The following is an 18,768-nucleotide window of genomic DNA, read 5'->3' on the forward strand; positions in this document are numbered from 1 at the left end:
GCTTACCCCTGATCGGCCGCGCAGGACTCGCTGGCGGCAAGCGCCGCCTCGTAGACCTCACGAGCCGGGAGGCCGCGCTCCTCGACGTCAGCCAAGTAGCTCTCGATGCCTTCCTGGAGCGGTGCCTGCCAGTCCGGATCCTCCAGCGGGTTTTCGATCTCGCGGATGGTGTGGCCGGCGTCCCTGGCCTCCTGCTTGCCTTCCACGTCGAGACGGTCGAAGACAGCGCCGGCGTTCTCCGCCCACTTCATGCCGGAGTTGGCGTCGATCACGGCCTGCTGCTCGGGGCTCAGACCGTCATAGGTACGCTGGCTCATGGTGGCCACGAAGATCAACGTGTAGAACGGCACCTCGGTGTGATAATTCACCAGCTCGTTGATGCGGAAGCCCTTGAGTCCCTCCCACGGGAAGCTCAGGCCGTCGACCACGCCACGCTGCATAGCGGTATAGATTTCCGGCGCCGGCATGCCCACGGGATTGGCGCCCATGTTCTCGAGCATCTCGCCGGCGACCGCGGTGGGGCGACGAATACGCAGGCCCTCGAGATCGGAAGGCACCTGTACATCGGTATCGACGGTGTGGATCCCGCCCGGTCCGGTAGTGAACATGAACAGCGGCCGCGTATCGGCATACTCCTCGTCGAGGTGGCCCTCGTCGTAAAGGGTCTGGAGCACACAGGCACCCTGGGTGGCGGTGGCCGCCACGCCGGGCAGCTCGACGATCTGGGATAAGGGGAAACGACCGGCGGTGTAGCCCTGTGCCGTGGCGCCGATATCGGCGATGCCGTTGCCTACCGCTTCGTAGATGGCGTCGGGCTTGGCCAAGGTGCCGGAGGGGAACATCTCGACGCGCAGCTCGCCGCCGGACTCCTCCTCGATGGTGTCAGCCCAAGCCTCGAAGATATCCTGATTGATGCCCGATGCCCCCGGCCAGAAGTGGGCCATGCGCAGGGTGGTCGCGGCTTGTGCCGAGGCAACGGTGAGACTGGCGATGGAAGCGGCCAACAGGCAGCGGGACAGGTTGCGGTTCATGGGATGCCTCCGGAAATCGTTATTATGGACTTTTTAATTGTTCGTCATCCGAATTTACGTTCGGGATAATAGCTAAACTACCCCACTCACCCTGGTCCAGATAATCGACATTAGTCTAGATTTCGAGGATTTTTCTCCGTCCCGTACGGTTGCCGATAAAAGCCCTTCTCTTATCAGGATTATCGATTCGACTTCTTGGACTTTTCGAAGATCGACATCAACGAAACCGAAACGCCGGGCACGAGCGCCCAGAAGGAGGCGCCGGTAATCAGTATCGCCGAGATGAAGTAGTGGATGTGCGCCGGGGGTGTCGAAAAACTCGAGCGTCATTGGGCGGCTCCATTGCGAATTTCTAGGGTGATGCATAGAGTGCTATGTCAGCTTGAGCGCATCAGGCAGAGGCAGTCAGCGAGCCGGTTTCCCACCCCAGTCGTACTCTGGCCGCGGCCACGTCGTCCTGCGGGTCGTGGTTCCAAAGCCAGTCGAAACGGGTCTCCAGGTCGATGGCGAGGCGCGCCTCGTCGTCGCCAATCCCTGGCGCGCTGTACTCGTAGAGATCTCCTGCCTGGTGGGAGGTGCGCTGTACCTTGCAGGTGCGCTCGAGGCGAACGCTCTCGAAGGCCGCCAGGACCTGCTGTACGTTTTGTCGGGTGCAGGCCTGATCAGTAAGCAGGCTGGCCAGCACGTAGGCGTCTTCCAGCGCCTGACCCGCGCCTGCCCCTTGGTGGGGCACCATGGCATGGGCCGCATCCCCCACGATCAATACCCGCTCGAAGTGATAGCGAGGCAATTCCGGCAGCTCATGCAGCGCCCAGCGCGTCGGCTCGGGAATACAGGCGAGAATGGCCTGAGAGGCGGTACCCCAGCCCGCAAAGACTTCCAACATTTCCTGTTGGGTCACGGCTTTTACCCACTCCTCGCCCTCGGGCAGCCGGGGATTGGGCGTGGAGCGGTCGGTGATGAAAGCCACCACGTTGATCAGTTCGGACTGCTTCACCGGGAAAGTCAGGAGGTGACGGTCGGGACCGAGGTACATCTGCGGCACCAGCGCCAGGCGCTTGTCGGCCCCCCTGGCCTCCAGCGCCGCCTCCAGCCGCGTGGTGGGTATCATGCCGCGATAGGCATAGGTGCCGCTCCAGAACGGGCCGAGGTCGCCATACTGCGCCGGCGGCAGCACGTGCTCGCGCACTGCCGACTTGATCCCGTCGAAGCCGATCAAGATATCGCCAGTGAAGGAGGTCCCGTCATCAAAGCGCGCCGTCGCGCGGTTATCATCTTGCTGCACCTCGATACAGCGCTTGCCGAAGTGGGCGATTCCTTCGGGCAGGTTGGCGACGATGGCATCCAGAAAGTCGGCCCGGTGCACCGAGGACTGACCGCAGCCTGGCGCTAGAGTGGCGGTCAGGTAGGCGTCGTCCTGCCAGCGCCTCCATTCGAACCAGACGTCCTCATAGGGGGCCGGAGAGGCGTCGGCGATGCGACGGTACGAACGCTCCAGGCCGAGCCGTTGTATGGCCCGCACCGCGTTGGGCCCGAAGGAGACGCCGGCGCCAATCTCGGAGAACTGCGGTGCGGCCTCGAAAAGCTGGACGTCGAGGCCAGGGACCCGCGAGAGGGCCACGGCAAAGGCAACGCCGCCAATGCCGCCGCCGACGATGCCGATGGAAAGGCGTTCTTGTTGGGGGATGGGTACCATGGTCGTGCTCCCGTGGACTGGTTAGGATGTACGCTCACGCTAGGCGCGCTGCCCATCGGTGACCACACAGCCATCTGCATTCACGGCATAAGCGCGACTAATAAGTCCATAAAACAAGTGCCTGGGTGATTGCCCGCCTGTCGAGACTCGACGTTTGTCGAGTGCCAGGAACGAACCGAAACGCCCCTTGACGACGAAAACGCCATGCTCAAGCTGTCGGAGATCGACGTAAATCTGCTGGTGGTCTTCGACCTCCTCTACCAGGAGCGGAACACCCAACGCGCGGCGCTGCACCTCGGCATTACCCAGCCCGCGGTCAGCCACGCCCTGAAGCGGTTGCGCACCCTGCTCGGCGACGAACTCTTCGAGCGCACCTCCAGAGGTTTGATGCCGACACCGCTGGCTACCCGACTACACCCCTCCATCGCTCAGGCTCTCGCCCAGTTGCAGGAAACCCTCAACCGGCCGGATGACTTCAATCCAGCCGTGAGCAAGCGCACCTTCAACGTCGCCATGACCGACATCGGCGAGATCGTCTTTCTGCCTCGCCTGCTCGAACGCCTGGCCCGGGAGGCACCGGGCATCGCCCTGAGCACGGTGCGCAGTCAAAACGAGGACCTGAAACGAGAGATGGAGGAGGGAAGAATCGACCTGGCCATCGGCCTGATTCCCCAGCTCGGCGCCGGCTTCTTTCAGCAGCGGCTCTTCGTGCAGCGCTATGTCTGCCTGATGAGAGCGGATCATCCCCTGGCAGAGGGGCGTTTCGATCTGGAGGCTTTCAGCGCTGCCCAGCATGCCGTGGTGGTGGCCCGCGGAACCGGCCATGGCATCGTGGAGGAGCAACTGGCCCGGTCAGGCATCAGTCGGCCGGTCAGGCTCCAGTTGCCCCACTTCGCGGCGGTACCCTATATCGTCAGCAGCACCGACTTGGTGGTAACCGTCACCGACAAACTGGCCGAGGTGACCCAGGAGCGGTTCCAATTGGCAATGCGAGAGCATCCCGTGCCCTTTCCCGAGATTCCCATCAACCTTTTCTGGCATCGACGTTTTCATCAGGATGCCGGCAGCCGCTGGCTGCGCGGCTTGCTCTTCGAAATGTTCTCCGAATGACGCATTACCGACACCAGACCGAAGGACTCCTCGTGGCAGAGCCGCCTTACCGTGGTCACACCAACGTCCAGTCCCGGCGAACAGTTTCATGCGCCGCTTACCGAGAACGATCTAGCTCTCCATCGCCGCGAACGCCTCGGCAATGGTCGGCGGCGCCGTGGGACGGGAAGACATCACCTTCCGGTACTCTCTCAACCGCGGTGCGGCGTCGAGCATCTTCTCTTCGTGCGCCCAATCGAGGGTATAGGCGGCGTTGAAGTCAGCCACGCTAAGTCGGTCGCCAACCATGAACTCGCGTTCCTTCATGTGACGCTCAAGCACGGCCACCATCTCCTCGCATTCCTGCCTCGCCTGGTCGGCATCCTGAGGCAGCCGCTTCTCTTCCGGGTAGATGAACGTGTGGCGCGCGATGCGCCACAGCGGCTGCTCGATCTCGGTCACCAGAAAGAACATCCAGCGATACATTTGAGCTCTCTCCTCTATCGCTTCTGGGATGAGGCCCGCCTGGGGAAATTTCTCGGCTAGGTAGAGTTGGATCGCGGCCGATTCGGTGATCACGCGGCTACCGTCGACCAACACAGGGACCTTGCCGGCACGGTTGAGGGCAAGGAAGTCTGGTTGAAGGTGCTCGCCTCCCATGAGGTTCACCGGGAGCATTTCATACTCCAGGCCCAGTTCGTTGAACAACCAGATGACACGCAGAGCACGAGTCGGGGGCGTTCCGTAGAGTTTCATCGTTTCCAGCTCCGTCAATTTTCAGATAACCGCTATATCTCGTCTCCTGAACCCGTCGAGCGAGTATCCAGAGAATCGACATAGCGGGCTGTGGGGGGCCGAATCAGATGACGCTAGATGATGCAGCTAGATCGGATAGTGCCGCGGCCCCAGTTGCACCGTGATCCAGCGCAGCTCGGTGAACGCCTCGATGCCCGCCTTGCCGCCGAAGCGCCCGTAGCCGCTCGACCTGGTGCCGCCGAAGGGCATTTGCGGCTCGTCGTGCACCGTGGGGGCGTTGATGTGGCAGATGCCCGAGCGGATCTTCCCGGCCACCTTGATTCCACGTGCCGTATCGCGACTGAACACCGCCGCCGAGAGGCCGTACTCGCTGTCGTTGGCCACGCGGACGGCTTCCTCCTCGCCCTCGACGCGCATCACTGCTACCACCGGCCCGAAGGACTCCTCACTATAGAGGCGCATTTGCGGCGTCACGCCATCCACCACCGTGGCCGGCATGACCACGCCTTCCGCCTTGCCGCCACTGGCGAGCCGCGCCCCGTGGCTCTCGGCATCGTCGAGTAGAGCATTGAGCTTCTCGCCCGCTTCGGCACCGATCAGGGTGCCCAGCGCATTGCCCTCTCCCCGCGGGTCGCCGGCCTTGAGCGCCGCGGCACGCGCGGCCAGCTTGTCGACGAAGGCGTCGGCCACCGAGGCATCGACGATCAGTCGCTCGGTGGACATGCAGATCTGCCCCTGGTTGAAGAAGGCACCGAAGATCGCCGCGTCCACGGCGGCGTCCAGGTCGGCGTCGTCCAGCACCAGGAACGGCGCCTTGCCGCCCAGTTCCAGCAGCACCGGCTTGAGGTGGCGTGCCGCCTTCTCGGCAATGATGCGCCCCACCGCGGTGGAGCCGGTGAAGTTGATCCGAGCGACTTGAGGATGCGCGATCAGCGCCTCGACCACCTCGGGCGCATCGGCCGGGGCGTTGGTGATCACGTTGACCACGCCCTCGCCGAGCCCCGCCTCGACCAGCACCTCGCCGATCAGGTGGTGGGTCGCCGGGCACTGCTCCGAGGCCTTGAGAATCACCGTGTTGCCGCACGCCAGCGGCGTGGCCACGGCCCGGGTGCCGAGGATGATCGGCGCGTTCCACGGTGCAATGCCGACCACCACGCCGCAGGGCACCCGCACGCCCATGGCCAGATTGTCGGGCACGTTGGAAGGGATCACGTCGCCCTGGATCTGGGTGGTCAGCGACGCCGCCTCGCGCAGCATGCCAGCGGCCACCATCACGTTGAAGCCGGCCCAGGCCGGCGTGGCGCCGGTCTCGTCGACCATGCGCTCGACGAACTCGGCCTGGCGCACTTCCATCAGCTCGGCGGCCTTGAGCAGCTTCATTCGCCGCTCGCCGGGGCCGCTCTGCGACCAGGCCTCGAAGGCCTTCCCCGCGGCATCCGCTGCGGCATTGGCGTCCGCAACCGAAGCGGCCGCCGCCGTGGTCGTGGCCTGGCCAGTAAAAGGGTTGGCGCGCTCGAAGGTGGCGGATTCGTGGGCGGGCCGGGATTGGCCGCCGATCAGCAGGTCCAGGGTATTCATGGCGTGCTCCGTGTTGTTCTAGCGAAGTGTCTTGGTGGAAACCGGTAGGCCTGATATTAGGTTCTGTCTGAAAGTCGACGAGCGATGGCCAGGGCTAGGCCCGTTCCCTACGGGCCAACGCACTTCCCACATCCCTGTGGGTCGCAAAGCAAAAATGATGAAATAATGGAGTTGTCGAGCTGTAAATGAGTATTTTGAGCCGATTTTTAACGCCGTATGGCCGAGCGCAGGCATTTTTCTGACAGAGCCTAGCACTTACGCCTCGCACTGCTCGCGCAGGCCCATGGCTTTCTCGTAGATACCGCGGGCCTCATCCAGGCCACGCTCCTCGAGCCGCTCGAGGTAGTTCTCGGTGCCCTGGTTGAGCGGCTCGGCCCAGTCGGGGTCGTTGAGCGGGTCCTCCACGACGTGGATGGTGTCGCCCTGGGCCACGGCTTCCTCGCGACCTGCCTCGTCCAGCGCGTCGAAGACCCGCCCCGCCTGCTGGGCCCATTCCATGCCGCTGTTCTCGTCGATTACTGCCTGCATCTCGGGGGAGAGGCGCTCGTAGCTTGCCTGGCTCATCGTCGCCACGATGGCACCGGCGTAGTACGGCACCTGCAGGTGATACTTCGTCAGCTCGTTGATGCGAAACACCTTCATCGCCTCCCACGGGAAGCTCAGGCCATCCATCACCCCACGCTGCAGCGAGGTGAAGATGTCCGGCGCCGGCATGCCCAGCGGCTGGGCGCCCATGCTGGCGAGCATCTCGCCGGCCACCTCGCTGGGGCGGCGGATGCGCAGCCCTTCGAGGTCGGTCGGCGTCCGGATCTCGGTATCGCGGGTATGCAGGTAAGCCGGTCCAGTGGTGAACAGGAACAGCACGCGGGTATCGTTGTACTCCCCGGCGATGTCGCCCTCATCGTAGAGCGTCTGCAGGATGCACGCGCCCTGGGAGGCGCTGTTGACGATGCCGGGCAGCTGCACGATCTCGGTGAGCGGGAAACGCCCGGCGGTGTAGCCCTGCAGCGTGACGGCGATATCGGCGATGCCGTTGACCGCCGCGTCATAGGCCTGGTCGGCCTTGCTCAAGGTCTGCGAGGGGTAGATCTCGACCTTGAGTTCGCCGCCCGAATCCTGCTCTACCCGCTCCGCCCAGGCCCGGTAGATCTCCTGGTTGACCGCCGAGCCCTCCGGCCACAGATGCGCCATGCGCAGGGTGGTTTGTGCGCCGACCGAGGCGCACAACCCCAGCGCGGAAGTGGCGAGCAGCAGGCGTGAAATGGCGTGTTTCATATCGGTGTCCTCTTTGTCGTTGTAGTGGTTAGGTGATGGGGCTCAGGTGGGCAGGGTCGGCACCTCGATCAGCAGCGGCCGGTCCATCGCAAAGCCTTCCTGCAAGGCAGCCTTCAAGGCCTCGCGGGAGTCGGCCAGGCGCGCCTCGACCCCGTAGCCGCGGGCCAGGGCGCAGAAGTCGATGCCCGGCACGTCGAGCCCGGGGGCATCGTCGACCGCCATGTGCCGGGCGAAGCCGCGCAGGGCACCGTAGGTATCGTTCCTGAGGATGATCAGCACCGCCGGAATCCGGTACTGCGCGGCGCTCCACAGCGCGGTGATGGCGTAGCTGGCCGAGCCGTCGCCGATCACGCCGACCACTTGGCGCTGCGGCTGGGCGAGCTGCACGCCCAGCGCCGCCGACAGGCCGAAACCGAGCCCGCCCGCGGCGGGAAAGAAGTAGCTGCCGGGCTCACGCATGCCGACACGCTCCCAGAAGATTTCCACCGTCGAGGTCGACTCCTTGACGTAGATGGCGTCCTCCGGCGCCAGCGCATCGAGGGTATCGAACACGTTCGCCGGGGCCAGGCGCCCCTCGGCATCCTCTGCTGCTGCCGGCTTGGGCAACGGCTCGGGCATGGCCCGCTCGCTCGGCGCGATGTGCGGCAGCAGCGCCTTGAGGATGGCGTGCACGTCGCCCACCAAGGCATCGCCCATGGGGGCGCGGGCCGCCTCGTTGGCATCTCCGGTCACGTGCACCAGCCGCGCCCCCTCGGGCAAGTAACGCCCCGGCGCGTACTTGTGATAGCGGAACACCGGGGCACCGACCACCACGACCAGGTCGTGCCCCTCCAACTGCGCGGCGATGCCGGCAATGGCCGCCGGCAGCACGCCGCGAAAGCAGGGGTGCCGATTGGGAAACGGGCAGCGCGAGGCGGAAGGCGCCACCCACACCGGCATACTCAAGCGTTCGGCCAGTTCCACGGCCAGCCCGTTGGCCTGGTGGGCGTCGACCTCGGGCCCCAGCACCAGCACCGGGTTGTCGGCGGCGTTGAGCCGCTGCGCCAGCCGCTCGAGCTGCGCGGGTGAAGGCACCCCGGCGTGGTCGATCTCGCGCTCGATCACCAGCGCGGCGTCCTCGCCCGCTTCGCGATCCCAATCGTCGTGAGGAATCGAAACGTAGACCGGCCCTCGCGGCGGCAGCGTGGCGCTATGGATCGCCTGGCTCAGCGCACGGGGTACATCCTCGGGGCAGGCGGGCTCATAGCTCCACTTGACCAGCGGCTTGGGCAACTGCGGCGCCTCCACGTTGGCCAGCATCGACTCCACGCCGATCATCGAGCGCGCCTGCTGCCCGGCGGTAATCACCAGCGGCGAATGCGAATACCAGGCGTTGGTCAGCGCCCCCATGGCGTTGCCGGTACCCGCCGCGGCGTGCAGATTGACGAATGCGGGCCGCCCGCTGGCCAGCGCGTAGCCGTCGGCCATGCCGGCCACCACGCCTTCGTGCAGCCCCAGCACGTAGCGAAAATCCTCGGGGAAGCCCTTGAGAAAGGGCAGCTCGTTGGAGCCGGGATTGCCGAAAACGGTGGTGATGCCCTGGCGGCGCAGGAGCGAATAGGTGACGGCGTGAACGCTCGGCATGCTCGATTCCTTATTCTTGTGCGGTACGTGCCTTCACGCTAGTCGCCGCTGCTACAATCGAGCAAATCGATACTCTTTCTATGAAAAATAAAGCGTGCCTATGCGATGAATCACGTCGATCTCAACCTCATGCGCACCTTCGTCCTGTTGTACGAAACCGGCAGCGTCACCCAGACGGCCAAGCGGCTATACGTCACCCAGCCTTCGGTCAGTTACGCGCTGGCCCGGCTGCGCGACCTCTTCGAGGACCGCCTGTTCGTGCGCACCCGCCAGGGCATGGAGCCCACCATTGCCGCCCGCCAGCTCTACCCCTCGCTGCGCGACGCCCTGCAGCAGCTTCAGGACACCATCGAGAGCAGCCGTGACTTCGACCCGGCGACCTGTACCCGCCGCTTCCGATTGGCGCTGACCGACCTGGGCGAAATGGCGCTGCTGCCGAAGCTAATGCGCCACCTGCACGACCAGGCACCGCAAGCCGAGCTGGAAGTGGTACCGCTGGAGATCGAGCATGCCGAGGAGTGGCTGGCCGCCGGCCGGGTCAACGCACTGATCTGCAGCCGCCCGCTGACGAGCACGGCGATTGCGCGCCATGTGCTGTTGAGGGACCGCTACGTGTGCCTGCTCAACCAGGAACGCTTCGGGAAAGGCCCACTGACCCGCGAACGCTTCATCGCCGCCCGCCACGTCGCCGTGACCTCCTCTTCCGGGCATGGCATGGCCGAGGAGGTGATGCGCCAGCAGGGCATTCAGCGCAAGGTGAGCCTCGAAATACCGCACTTCTCGGTGCTGCCACGCGTACTCCACGACAGCGACCTGATCGCGATCATGCCGCTGCAGGTCGCTGCCAGCTTTACCGAAGGCTCGCCACTGACCGTCCACGAATTGCCCTTTCACGTGCCCGAGTTCGAAGTCGCCCTGCACTGGCAGGCCCAGGCCAGCCGCTCCCCGTCGCAGCGCTGGTTCTGCGAGAGCATTATTGAGGCGATTGGGGATCGGGAGGGGTGAGGTTGTGGGGTGAAGCGTCCATGCGCGCGAAGCCTTTGGTCGCCGGAACCCCGGCCACGTAGAGCGAGCTCTCGAGGGTGTGCGGGCAATAGGCGGGAAGCTTATGCGGCGCCCAGCGAATCGGTTCGGTGACGGCATCGACGCCTATAGGACCTTCATGCCGAAATACCGTTGGTTGCCCTTTTGGCTCTTCTTCATCTCCCGAACGCGTTGCTTGGCCTTGTTCTTGTTGGGCATGCAATCACCGAGATGGGGGCATCGATGGTGTCCTGCGAAGGCCTCTTGCTCTGCGCCATGCTTGGATAAGCGAGCAAGCAAACGCTTAACGACCAAATGGTCGTTAAGGTATGGTAGCATTTGGGTTGTCGCTTTCTGTAGGGCTAAGCATTCCCATGACGCAAACACCGAAAGCGGTCAACGCTTCGACAAGAAAACGGACACGCTTGGCCGCTCCTGTTCGCCGTCAATACATACTGGACGCCGCGCTCGATGAATTCAGCATTGCCGGCTTTGAGGGGGCGACCGTCGAGCGTATTGCCTCCCGAGCGGGTATTACCAAGGCGGGACTTTACGCGCACTTCAAAAGCAAAGAGGAGCTGTTCGAGGCGCTGCTGGATACGGTCATGTTGTCACCGATGACGGATGAATCCTGGGTGCTTGATCATGAAAGCACGCTAGCATCAGCCGTGGATAGCTTTCTGGAACTTCTCTACAGCGCAATCGACTCGCCAAGAAGTATCGCCATCATGCGGCTGTTGATCGTCGAGAGCGGTAGAAGTCCCCATAGGGTCCAGCAGTGGTATCAAAACTCGTATCGCCCCTATATGGAAAAGCGCCAGCGCCTGATGGAAGCCTACTTGCGCCAAAACACCCACCTTAGCTCGGTAACGTCTGGGCATATGGCGCTGGCATTTTCCCCGGCGGTGCTGGCGCTGCTGTGGCAGATGGTAATCGGCGGTGAGAGCGCCGCTTTTGAGATCGACGCCATCCGCTCCAGTCACCGCGAACTATTGTTGCGGCTTCTTTCAACGGATTGAAAATATGCTGATCTCCTTTACCGGGTTTCGCCGGCTACTGTATCCATCAGGCTTGGGATTGCTGATGGGCGCCTGTTCGACGGTGCCTTCTCCTGAGCCAGCCCCGCCGCCGGTAGAACTCCCCGGCGCTTTTTTGGCGGCGACCGGACAGCAAGTATTTGCCGCCGATGCGTGGTGGCAGGATTTCCAAGACCCCGAGTTAAACAACTTCGTTAGCGTCGCCCTGGACGATAACCCCGGACTCGCCCAGGCCATCGCGCAGGCACGCATCGCCGAGGCGCAGTCACGCGGCGACCGCGCGGACCTCTTTCCTCAGATCAGCGCTGGGTTGAACAGCTCCCGGCAGCGTCGTCCGGGTGCGGAGGGTGGCGGGCAAAGCATCTCCAACAGTCATAATGCGTCGCTGGAAATCAGCTGGGAGGTCGACCTGTGGGGGCGTTTGTCGTCTCTATCCGCCGCGGGGCAGGCGGATTTTCTCGCCGCCAGCGAGCAGCTTAGGGGAATGCATCAATCCCTCACCGCAGATGTCGTGTCGCTTTATCTTGGCGTCGTGCAAGCCCGAGCCCAGGTGGAGCTTTCTGAAGACACGGTCGAGGCGCTTGGCGCATTCGCCCACCAGGTCGAAAATCGCGCCAATGCCGGGATCGTCTCGCCGACGGATGTCACCCTGGCCTATGCCAATTTGGGCTCTGCCAGGGCAGGGCTTGAGCAGCGCCGTGAAAACCTCGCCCGCGTGACGCGTCAGTTGGAAACCCTAATGGGAAAGTACCCTGCGGGGCAGTTGATCACGACCCGTGAGCTTCCCGCCGTGCCACCGCTTCCCTCTGCGGGCGTTCCTGCTGAGCTTCTGGCCCGCCGACCCGATGTACGCAGCGCCGAGTGGGCGCTGCGGGCGGCGGACTACCGGCTAAGCGCAGCAGAGCGTTCCTTTCTTCCCTCGATTTCATTGACCGGGAGCGCGGGCTCGACGGGCAGCGAGCTGGCGGATCTTTTCAGCAGCGGCTCTTTTATCTGGACGATTGCGGGCAATATCGTGCAGCCGGTCTTTCAGGGAGGACGACTGCGCGCTCAGGCCGATATCGCCGAAGGTCAGCGCGATGAGGCGTTTTATCACTTTGTCGACGTAGCGCTCACGGCGCTTTCAGAAGTCGAAACGGCGCTGGAGGTGGACAACCTGTTGGCCCGGCGCGTCGCGGAAAGTGGCGAGGCGGCCGACTACGCCGAGGAAGCGGTTCGCGTATCGTTCAACCGCTACATGCAGGGCATCGAACCCTTTTTGAACGTGTTGGAGAGCCACCAGCGCGCGCTGGATAGCCGCAGTGCCTATATCACCGCCCAGTACGATCGACTGGAAAACCGCATCGCTCTCCATCTTGCCTTGGGGGGTGGCTTTGAGGCCGTCTCAGCGCTTGACCCGTCCTTAACAGGAACCTCTGCACTATGAACATGAAATATGTCGCTTGCGGGCTGGCGTTTTTACTCCTGCTGAGCGCTTGTAGTCGTGAGGAAGAGAACGCACAAGAAGGCGTGCAGGCTCAAGAGGAGCCAGCGGTCAGTGTCAGAGTGCAGCCCGCCGAGGTGACCGCCTTGCAGGGATGGGTGTATAGCCAAGGCACGGCGCGCTCCATGCGGCGAGAGTACCTGACGTTTACCGAGCAGGGAAAAGTGACGTACGTGGATCAGGATCTGCGCGTGGGATCACCGGTTTCCGAAGGCCAGCTGATTGCGCACCAGGCCCCCGAGCGGCTGGAGGCGGAGCTTGCGTCCGCGCGTGCGGCCCTGAACGAGGCAGAGGCCAACCTGGCGCTGGCGCGGGTGACGCAAAACCGTTACGAGACGCTGATCGAGCAGCGCTCGGCCTCCGCTCAGGAGCTGGATCAGGCACGCGTAGAAGTCGAGCAGGCTCTCGCTTCTCGGGACAGCGCCCGTGCGCAGATCGCCCAGGCGGAACTTATGCTCGAAGAGTCCCGGCTTGTTTCGCCCATCGACGGCGTACTGGCACGCCTGAACATCGAGCAGGGGCGCTATTTCATGCCCCAAACGGTGGACTCCACCTCCGAGCAAAGCGCCCTGCAGACGGTACCGGCGCTGGTGATCGACCCCTCCCGGTTCGAGGTGAGGGTAGATCTCCCCTCCTATAATTTTGCCCAGGTCGAGGTAGGCGCGCACGTCATCATCGGTGGGCGGCCGCCTCAGCACGCAGACAGTATCGACCCCGAGATGCTGGAAAATCAGGTGACGGGGGAGATACACGCCATTAGTCCCTCGCTGGACCCACAGTCGCGTACCTTTGAAATCATTATCCACACAACGGACGATCATCCGCGCCTGCAGGATGGGGCCTTTGTAGCCGTCTGGATGGCTGAGCCCGAGAAGAAGAACGCGCTGAACGTACCCTTTAACGCCCTGCGCTTTTTGAACGATCAAGCCTTCGTGTTTGTGTACGACGAACAAAGCGGCCGGGTTGAGGAGCGCAGCGTAGCGCTTGGCCAGCAGGCCGGCGAGCGAAGAGAAGTGCTGGACGGCTTGTCCCCCGGCGAACGGGTGGTCACCGATGGGCGCACTCGGCTGACCGATGGGGAACGCGTAACGATCATCGAGGCCCAGCCATGAGTTCAAACGCTATCTCGTCGGGCATCCCGAAAGAAAGACACGAAACGCCAGAGGTTCGCAGTGCGCACCCGCTGATGCGTTTTTTCTTTCTCAAGCCAATTTTTGGCATTCTGCTAACGCTAACCCTGCTGTTGGGCGGGCTGTTCGCTTACTCGGCGCTGGTCAAGGAGGCGCTGCCCGGACTGGACATCCCCCAGGCGAGCATCACGACGGTCTGGTCCGGGGCGGATCCGCGCTCTGTGGAGGAGCAGATTACCGACCTGATCGAGGACGAAATCACCACGCTGAGCGGCGTTAATACGGTCAACAGCGCCTCTTTCGATTCGTTGTCCGTGATCTCCGTCGAATTCGACGCCTCGGTCGATACCACGGATGCCATGACGCGACTACGCGCCGCCGTGGCCGATGCGGAATCCGGCTTTCCTGCCGAGGTCGAGAACCCCAATATCAGCCAGAGCTCGGTAGACGACCGACCGATTCTAACCCTGGCGCTTCACGGCAACGCCGGTTCCGTAACGCTCAACCAGACCGCTCGCCGGATCCGTGATGCGCTGGAGCGCGTGCAGGGGGTTAACGAAGTGAATATCGGGGGAGAGCGCGAGGATATCGTGCAGATTCTCTTGAACCCGGACCGGCTGCTGGCACTGGGGGTATCGCCCACTGCCATACGGGATGCCGTGCAGCAAGCCAATATCGAGCAACCCTTTGGCGAAGTACGCAGTCAAAACATGGGCGCAGTAGTGCGTCTTGAAGGACGCTTTTCCGATATTGACGATTTGCGCGCGCTGCCCATCTCGCGACTCGAAAACAGCCAAAGTTCCCGCGCACTGACCCTGGGTGAAGTCGCGACTGTCAAGCGCATGCAGGAAACGGAAACCTCACGCGCCTTTTTTAGCGAACGCGGCAGCGACTTCGACGCCTCGCTTGAAATGTCCATCACGAAATCCCCGGGCGCCGATACGGTACAGCTGGTGGAGCGTGTTCGCGCCACGCTTGCCGACCTTGAAGCAGCCAATACCTGGCCCGAGCAGGTACACTACTCCGTGTTGCAGGATGATGCCGTCCAGATCTGGGATTCGCTGACGGAAGTCTTCGTCAGTGCTCTGCAGACCATGCTGGTCGTGTTTGCCATTCTCTTTATCACCATCTCGTGGCGCGAGGCGATCGTGGCTGGCTTAGCGGTGCCTGTCACCTTTGCCGGTGTACTGCTGGTCATTCTGCTATTTGGTTATTCGCTCAACGAGCTGGTGATCATCGGCATGGTGATTGCACTGGTGATGATCATCGATGTCTTCATTATCTTGATGGAAGGGCTGCACGACGAGATCTATCGCAACGGGCGTACCTTCGGCCAGGCGGTACTGATTACCGTCAAACGCTATGCGGTCCCCATCTTCGCTGCCCAAGTGACGACGTTGCTGGCCATGGCGCCGCTCATGTCGATCGGCGGTACCATGGGCGAGTTCATCCGGGTGCTGCCCACGACGATCATCATCTGCCTGGTGCTCTCTTTTATCGTGGCAATGCTCTGCGCGGTACCCTTGTCACGGGCACTATTGGGCAAGCAGGCCCGCGCAGAGGGCGAGGAGAACTCAGGGCTTGCCGACCGAGTCACCCAGCGGGCAGTTGACGGACTGGAGCGATGGAATAGCCGTTATATCCTGGCCAGCCGCGGGCGCTCCTGGCTCTGGGTGCTGGGCGCGCTTGCGCTGTTCGTGGTATCGATCATGGCGTTCACCCAGGCACGACTCGAGCTCTTCCCGCCCGTGGATGGCGAACGACTGGGTATCAACATCGAGCTGCCGCCCACCGCACCGCTGGAGACCTCCCAGGTCGTCGCCGATCAGGTGGGGGAAATGCTTCGCGAGAAGCCCTACTTCGAAAGCATTATCAAGCTGGTGGGGCTTAAAAGCCCGTTCGCCGCCGGCTCTGCGGCTTCCTCGCTACAGCCCAGCGAAGCCGAGAATTTCATTGGTTTCTCGGCGATGTTCAAACCCCGCGATCAACGTGACGAGGACTCCTACGTACTCGCAGACTCGCTGCGCTCCGAGATTTCCGACTTTCTGAAGCGCAACGTTGCGGGGGCCGAGCTTCTGGTCGTCCCCGAAAGCAGCGGCCCCTCGCCGGGCGACCCTATCGAGATACAGCTCATCGGCGGCAGCATGGACACGCTGAAAGCGCTGTCGCTGGAAGTCCAGGAAGTGCTCTCCGCCACGAACGGCGTGGTGGACGTTCGCGATAACCTGGGAGCGCCACAGCCACAGCTGGCGCTGCGCCCCAATCGTGATGCTCTCAGTTTCTTCGGCATTACGCACGAAGAGCTGGCCGCCCAGATCCGTATTGCGTTCAGCTCCGACATTATCGGCACGTTCGCCACCTCTGCCGACACTGATGACATCGATATCCGCTTGGGTACGGAATGGCCAAGCCAGCAGGGCGAAGCGGGCGGCCCGAGCAATGTCGAAGAGTTCTCGCGCGTGCGCGCCTATTTGCAGGATGGCGACTCTATCGCCATGTTCCAGCTTTTAAGCCCTACGCAGTCGGAAGGGGCGATCGCCATCTCCCACGTCAACGGGGAACGCGCCCTGACCGTCATGGCCAAGAACCAGGGCCGCACCGTCACCGAAATCATGAATGACGTGGCCCCACGTCTTGAAGCACTGCAGCGCGACTGGCCCGTAGGGTATCGCTTGGCGATCGGCGGCGAGTCCGCCGAAACGGCAGACACCGTCGGCTCAGTTGGCATTGCCATGGTAGTGGCCATTGTGTTGGTCGTCGGCGTACTGGTGATCGTGTTCAGCAGTTTCCGCCAGGCACTGATCATTTTTGCCACCATGCCCTTGGCGATTATCGGCACCGCGCTCGGCTTCTGGGCGTTTGGTATCTCGTTTTCGTTTTTTGCCATGATCGGGCTGGTATCCTTGATCGGTATTGCCATCAATAACGGTATCATCATGGTCGATACCATGAACGGCTTCCTCAAGGAGGGTATGAGCGTCACCGAGGCTGCCGCCGCAGGCGCGGCGCGCCGACTGCGGCCGCTTTTAACCACAGCGATTACCACCATCGTTGGACTTGTCCCGCTGGCTTTAAGCAGCGCCACCTACCGTCCGCTGACACTGGTCATTATCTTTGGACTGATCTCGGCTACGCTGCTGGCGTTGTTCGTGGTGCCCGCGCTTTATTACCTACTCACTCCGGCCGATGCCAACGAGCCTGAGATACTGGATTAACGGGTGTTTGTATATGCGCCAGCTGCAAGGCTGGCGCTACGGCGTTCATCATTGATTGACGAGCTGCGCCCAACGAGCGTACCGAAGCCCAGTTCAATGATCCGCCTGTTTCTCTGCGATGACTGTCACAAGCTCGCGTCATTGCCAGCATGGGATTTTACGGCCGCGGCAACACCTCGGCCAGGGCCGCCAGGCAGGCGTCGATCTCGTCGGCACTGTTGTAGTGCGCCAGCGAGACTCGGGTGACCGCCTTCAGCCCAAGCGGGCGCAGGATGTTGCCGGAGTAGACATCGTCCCTTCGCGCGTGGACGCGTATGCCCCGCGCTCCTAGCTCGGCGACCACCTGCTTGGCATCGACCCCCTCGACGGCGAACGACACCACACCCTCACGGTACGGTGAATCCGCCTGTCCAATCAGGTGAAGTCCAGGGAAATCGCCCAGCCCCGTCTGATCCGTACCGCCGTGCAGCAACCGATGCACCAAGGCACGCTCGTGGGCCTGCATCGCCTCGCCGGCGGCGACCAGGCGAGCCCGGCGAGACGGAGCCTCGGTGAAGTGCCCGCCCAGCCAGGCGAGGTAATCGACCATCGCGCTGACCCCGGCCAGAGCCGACGGATCGCGGCTGCCTAACTCCCAGGCATCGGCGGGCTTGCCCAAGAGCCGATCATGATCGACTACGCTCAGGCGATCGGAAAGCCAGGCATAGCCGTTGTTGAAACGGCAGTACGCCTTGTAGGGCGAGATGACATAGGCGTCGACACCGTAGTCATCGATGGCCAAAAACCCATGGGGCGCATGCTGAATGCCGTCGACGATGATCAAGCACTCGGGGGCCACGGCACGGATAGCGGATCCTCGAGCTTAACGAGCAACCCGAGCGCATGCTGCATCGCGTGCGTATCGGCTTCACCGATCTGGCCGCTCTTACCTGGCTACCGGGCTTTCTCAGGGATTACACCATCGAGCGGCCAGACATCCGGCTGGATATCACCATCGACATGAGCCGTACCCTGTACCAGCAGTTTCAGGACGGTGAACTGGATCTGGTGGTGATACCGCAGGTTCCCGAGGCTTTCGCCCAACCAGGCGTGGAAGCCCGGCTACTGGAAGAGGTGGAGATGGCCTTCATGGCCAGGAAGCACTTGGTGGACGGCCCCCGTCCCATCCCGATAGCAACGCTCGAACGCTACACCCTGATCAGCCAGGGCAAGCGCTCCGGATTCGCGCAGGACATCAACCGCTGGCTCTCCCACCAAGGCATGGCCGCCGCCAACCTGACTGCCGACAATCTGCTCGCACTGGTTGGCCTGGTGGCGGCGGGGCGTGGCATCAGCGTATTGCCAAGTCTCTGTGTCCAGCGCTTCGCCCGCGAGCAAGGACTGGAGATTCTCGAGACCACCCCCCGCCTGCCCACGATCGGTTACTACGCGCTGTACCATGGTGGAGTGCGCATCCGACTGCTCGAGGAGCTCGCCCAGCGCCTCGGCGACGCAGCCGACTTCACCCGCCCCTTCTTCTTGTCCGAGAAGCATTCTGTTTCGTGATTGACAGAGCCAAATGCTGTAACGACAAGAAAAACCAGCGCAATGCCGGCTCACGGTGCTAACGGCCCCTAGGCCAAAGCGGCGTTGGCTTCTGTTTCGTCCTCGAAGTAGAGGCGGGTCTACAGATGGGTTTTCGGTGGATTATTGCGGCGATTGGGGAGCGGGTGGGAACTGCGCTCACCGATTAGCGGCCAGCACAGCCGTAAGGCCTTCTTGCAGGTCCTTGACGAAAGTCTCGGGCACCTCCAGCGACGGAAAATGCCCTCCCTTTTCGGGCGTCCTCCACC

At 62.8% G+C, this 18,768-nt stretch carries 14 protein-coding genes; 7 read left to right on the plus strand and 7 right to left on the minus strand.

Translation table 11 applies throughout. From position 1 onward, the window contains the following. Positions 1–2: 2 nt before the first annotated feature. Both F0A17_RS19760 and salA read right to left on the minus strand, forming a co-directional pair. A complete protein-coding gene (locus F0A17_RS19760) occupies positions 3–1,031 on the minus strand; it encodes a TRAP transporter substrate-binding protein (RefSeq protein WP_149330091.1) in 1,029 nt (342 codons plus the stop codon). A 391-nt stretch (positions 1,032–1,422) separates the two neighbouring features. After that, a complete protein-coding gene (salA, locus tag F0A17_RS19765; RefSeq protein WP_149330092.1) occupies positions 1,423–2,727 on the minus strand; it encodes a salicylate 1-monooxygenase in 1,305 nt (434 codons plus the stop codon). A gap of 204 nt (positions 2,728–2,931) precedes the next feature. Between salA and F0A17_RS19770 the strand changes: the two genes are divergently transcribed. Further along, positions 2,932–3,837 (plus strand): LysR family transcriptional regulator, encoded by a 906-nt coding sequence (locus F0A17_RS19770; RefSeq protein ID WP_149330093.1) that lies wholly within the window; start codon positions 2,932–2,934, stop codon positions 3,835–3,837. A 111-nt stretch (positions 3,838–3,948) separates the two neighbouring features. On the opposite strand, the gene F0A17_RS19775 is transcribed toward F0A17_RS19770, so the two are convergent. The 4 genes from F0A17_RS19775 to mdlC all read right to left on the minus strand — a co-directional run bounded on the left by F0A17_RS19775 (position 3,949) and on the right by mdlC (position 9,048). Further along, entirely contained in the window at positions 3,949–4,572 is a 624-nt protein-coding gene (locus tag F0A17_RS19775) for a glutathione S-transferase family protein (RefSeq protein ID WP_149330094.1), read from the minus strand. Positions 4,573–4,698: 126 nt separating this feature from the next. After that, the gene (locus tag F0A17_RS19780; RefSeq protein ID WP_149330095.1) at positions 4,699–6,150 is read right to left on the minus strand and encodes an aldehyde dehydrogenase; all 1,452 of its coding nucleotides are present in this window, start codon (positions 6,148–6,150) and stop codon (positions 4,699–4,701) included. 255 nt (positions 6,151–6,405) lie between these two features. Beyond that, complete coding sequence (locus F0A17_RS19785) at positions 6,406–7,425, minus strand: TRAP transporter substrate-binding protein (RefSeq protein ID WP_149330096.1); 1,020 nt, start codon at positions 7,423–7,425, stop codon at positions 6,406–6,408. A 42-nt stretch (positions 7,426–7,467) separates the two neighbouring features. Next, positions 7,468–9,048, minus strand: a complete 1,581-nt coding sequence (gene mdlC, locus F0A17_RS19790; protein WP_149330097.1) for a benzoylformate decarboxylase — start codon at positions 9,046–9,048, stop codon at positions 7,468–7,470. A 105-nt stretch (positions 9,049–9,153) separates the two neighbouring features. Between mdlC and F0A17_RS19795 the strand changes: the two genes are divergently transcribed. From F0A17_RS19795 to F0A17_RS19815, 5 genes are all read left to right on the plus strand, one after another. Then, positions 9,154–10,053: a LysR family transcriptional regulator gene (locus F0A17_RS19795; RefSeq protein ID WP_149330098.1), complete on the plus strand. Its 900-nt coding sequence runs from the start codon at positions 9,154–9,156 to the stop codon at positions 10,051–10,053. A 392-nt stretch (positions 10,054–10,445) separates the two neighbouring features. Beyond that, positions 10,446–11,090, plus strand: a complete 645-nt coding sequence (locus F0A17_RS19800; RefSeq protein WP_187774750.1) for a TetR/AcrR family transcriptional regulator — start codon at positions 10,446–10,448, stop codon at positions 11,088–11,090. A gap of 4 nt (positions 11,091–11,094) precedes the next feature. Continuing rightward, positions 11,095–12,534: an efflux transporter outer membrane subunit gene (locus F0A17_RS19805; protein ID WP_149330100.1), complete on the plus strand. Its 1,440-nt coding sequence runs from the start codon at positions 11,095–11,097 to the stop codon at positions 12,532–12,534. Beyond that, positions 12,531–13,703, plus strand: a complete 1,173-nt coding sequence (locus F0A17_RS19810) for an efflux RND transporter periplasmic adaptor subunit (protein WP_149330101.1) — start codon at positions 12,531–12,533, stop codon at positions 13,701–13,703. The genes F0A17_RS19805 and F0A17_RS19810 overlap by 4 nt, the downstream gene beginning before the upstream one ends. Next, positions 13,700–16,936, plus strand: coding sequence for an efflux RND transporter permease subunit (locus F0A17_RS19815; RefSeq protein WP_149330102.1), 3,237 nt, complete (start codon positions 13,700–13,702; stop codon positions 16,934–16,936). Before F0A17_RS19810 ends, F0A17_RS19815 begins: the two co-directional genes overlap by 4 nt. A gap of 157 nt (positions 16,937–17,093) precedes the next feature. Here F0A17_RS19815 and F0A17_RS19820 read toward each other — a convergent pair whose 3' ends face one another. Continuing rightward, on the minus strand, positions 17,094–17,774 hold the full coding sequence (locus F0A17_RS19820) for an aminotransferase class V-fold PLP-dependent enzyme (RefSeq protein ID WP_228716976.1): 681 nt from the start codon (positions 17,772–17,774) through the stop codon (positions 17,094–17,096). A gap of 44 nt (positions 17,775–17,818) precedes the next feature. Between F0A17_RS19820 and F0A17_RS19825 the strand changes: the two genes are divergently transcribed. Beyond that, positions 17,819–18,481, plus strand: a complete 663-nt coding sequence (locus F0A17_RS19825) for a substrate-binding domain-containing protein (RefSeq protein WP_149330104.1) — start codon at positions 17,819–17,821, stop codon at positions 18,479–18,481. Positions 18,482–18,768 lie beyond the last annotated feature (287 nt).

Origin of the sequence: Billgrantia pellis (genome assembly GCF_008297955.1) — a bacterium.
Classification (GTDB): Bacteria; Pseudomonadota; Gammaproteobacteria; order Pseudomonadales; family Halomonadaceae; genus Halomonas; species Halomonas pellis.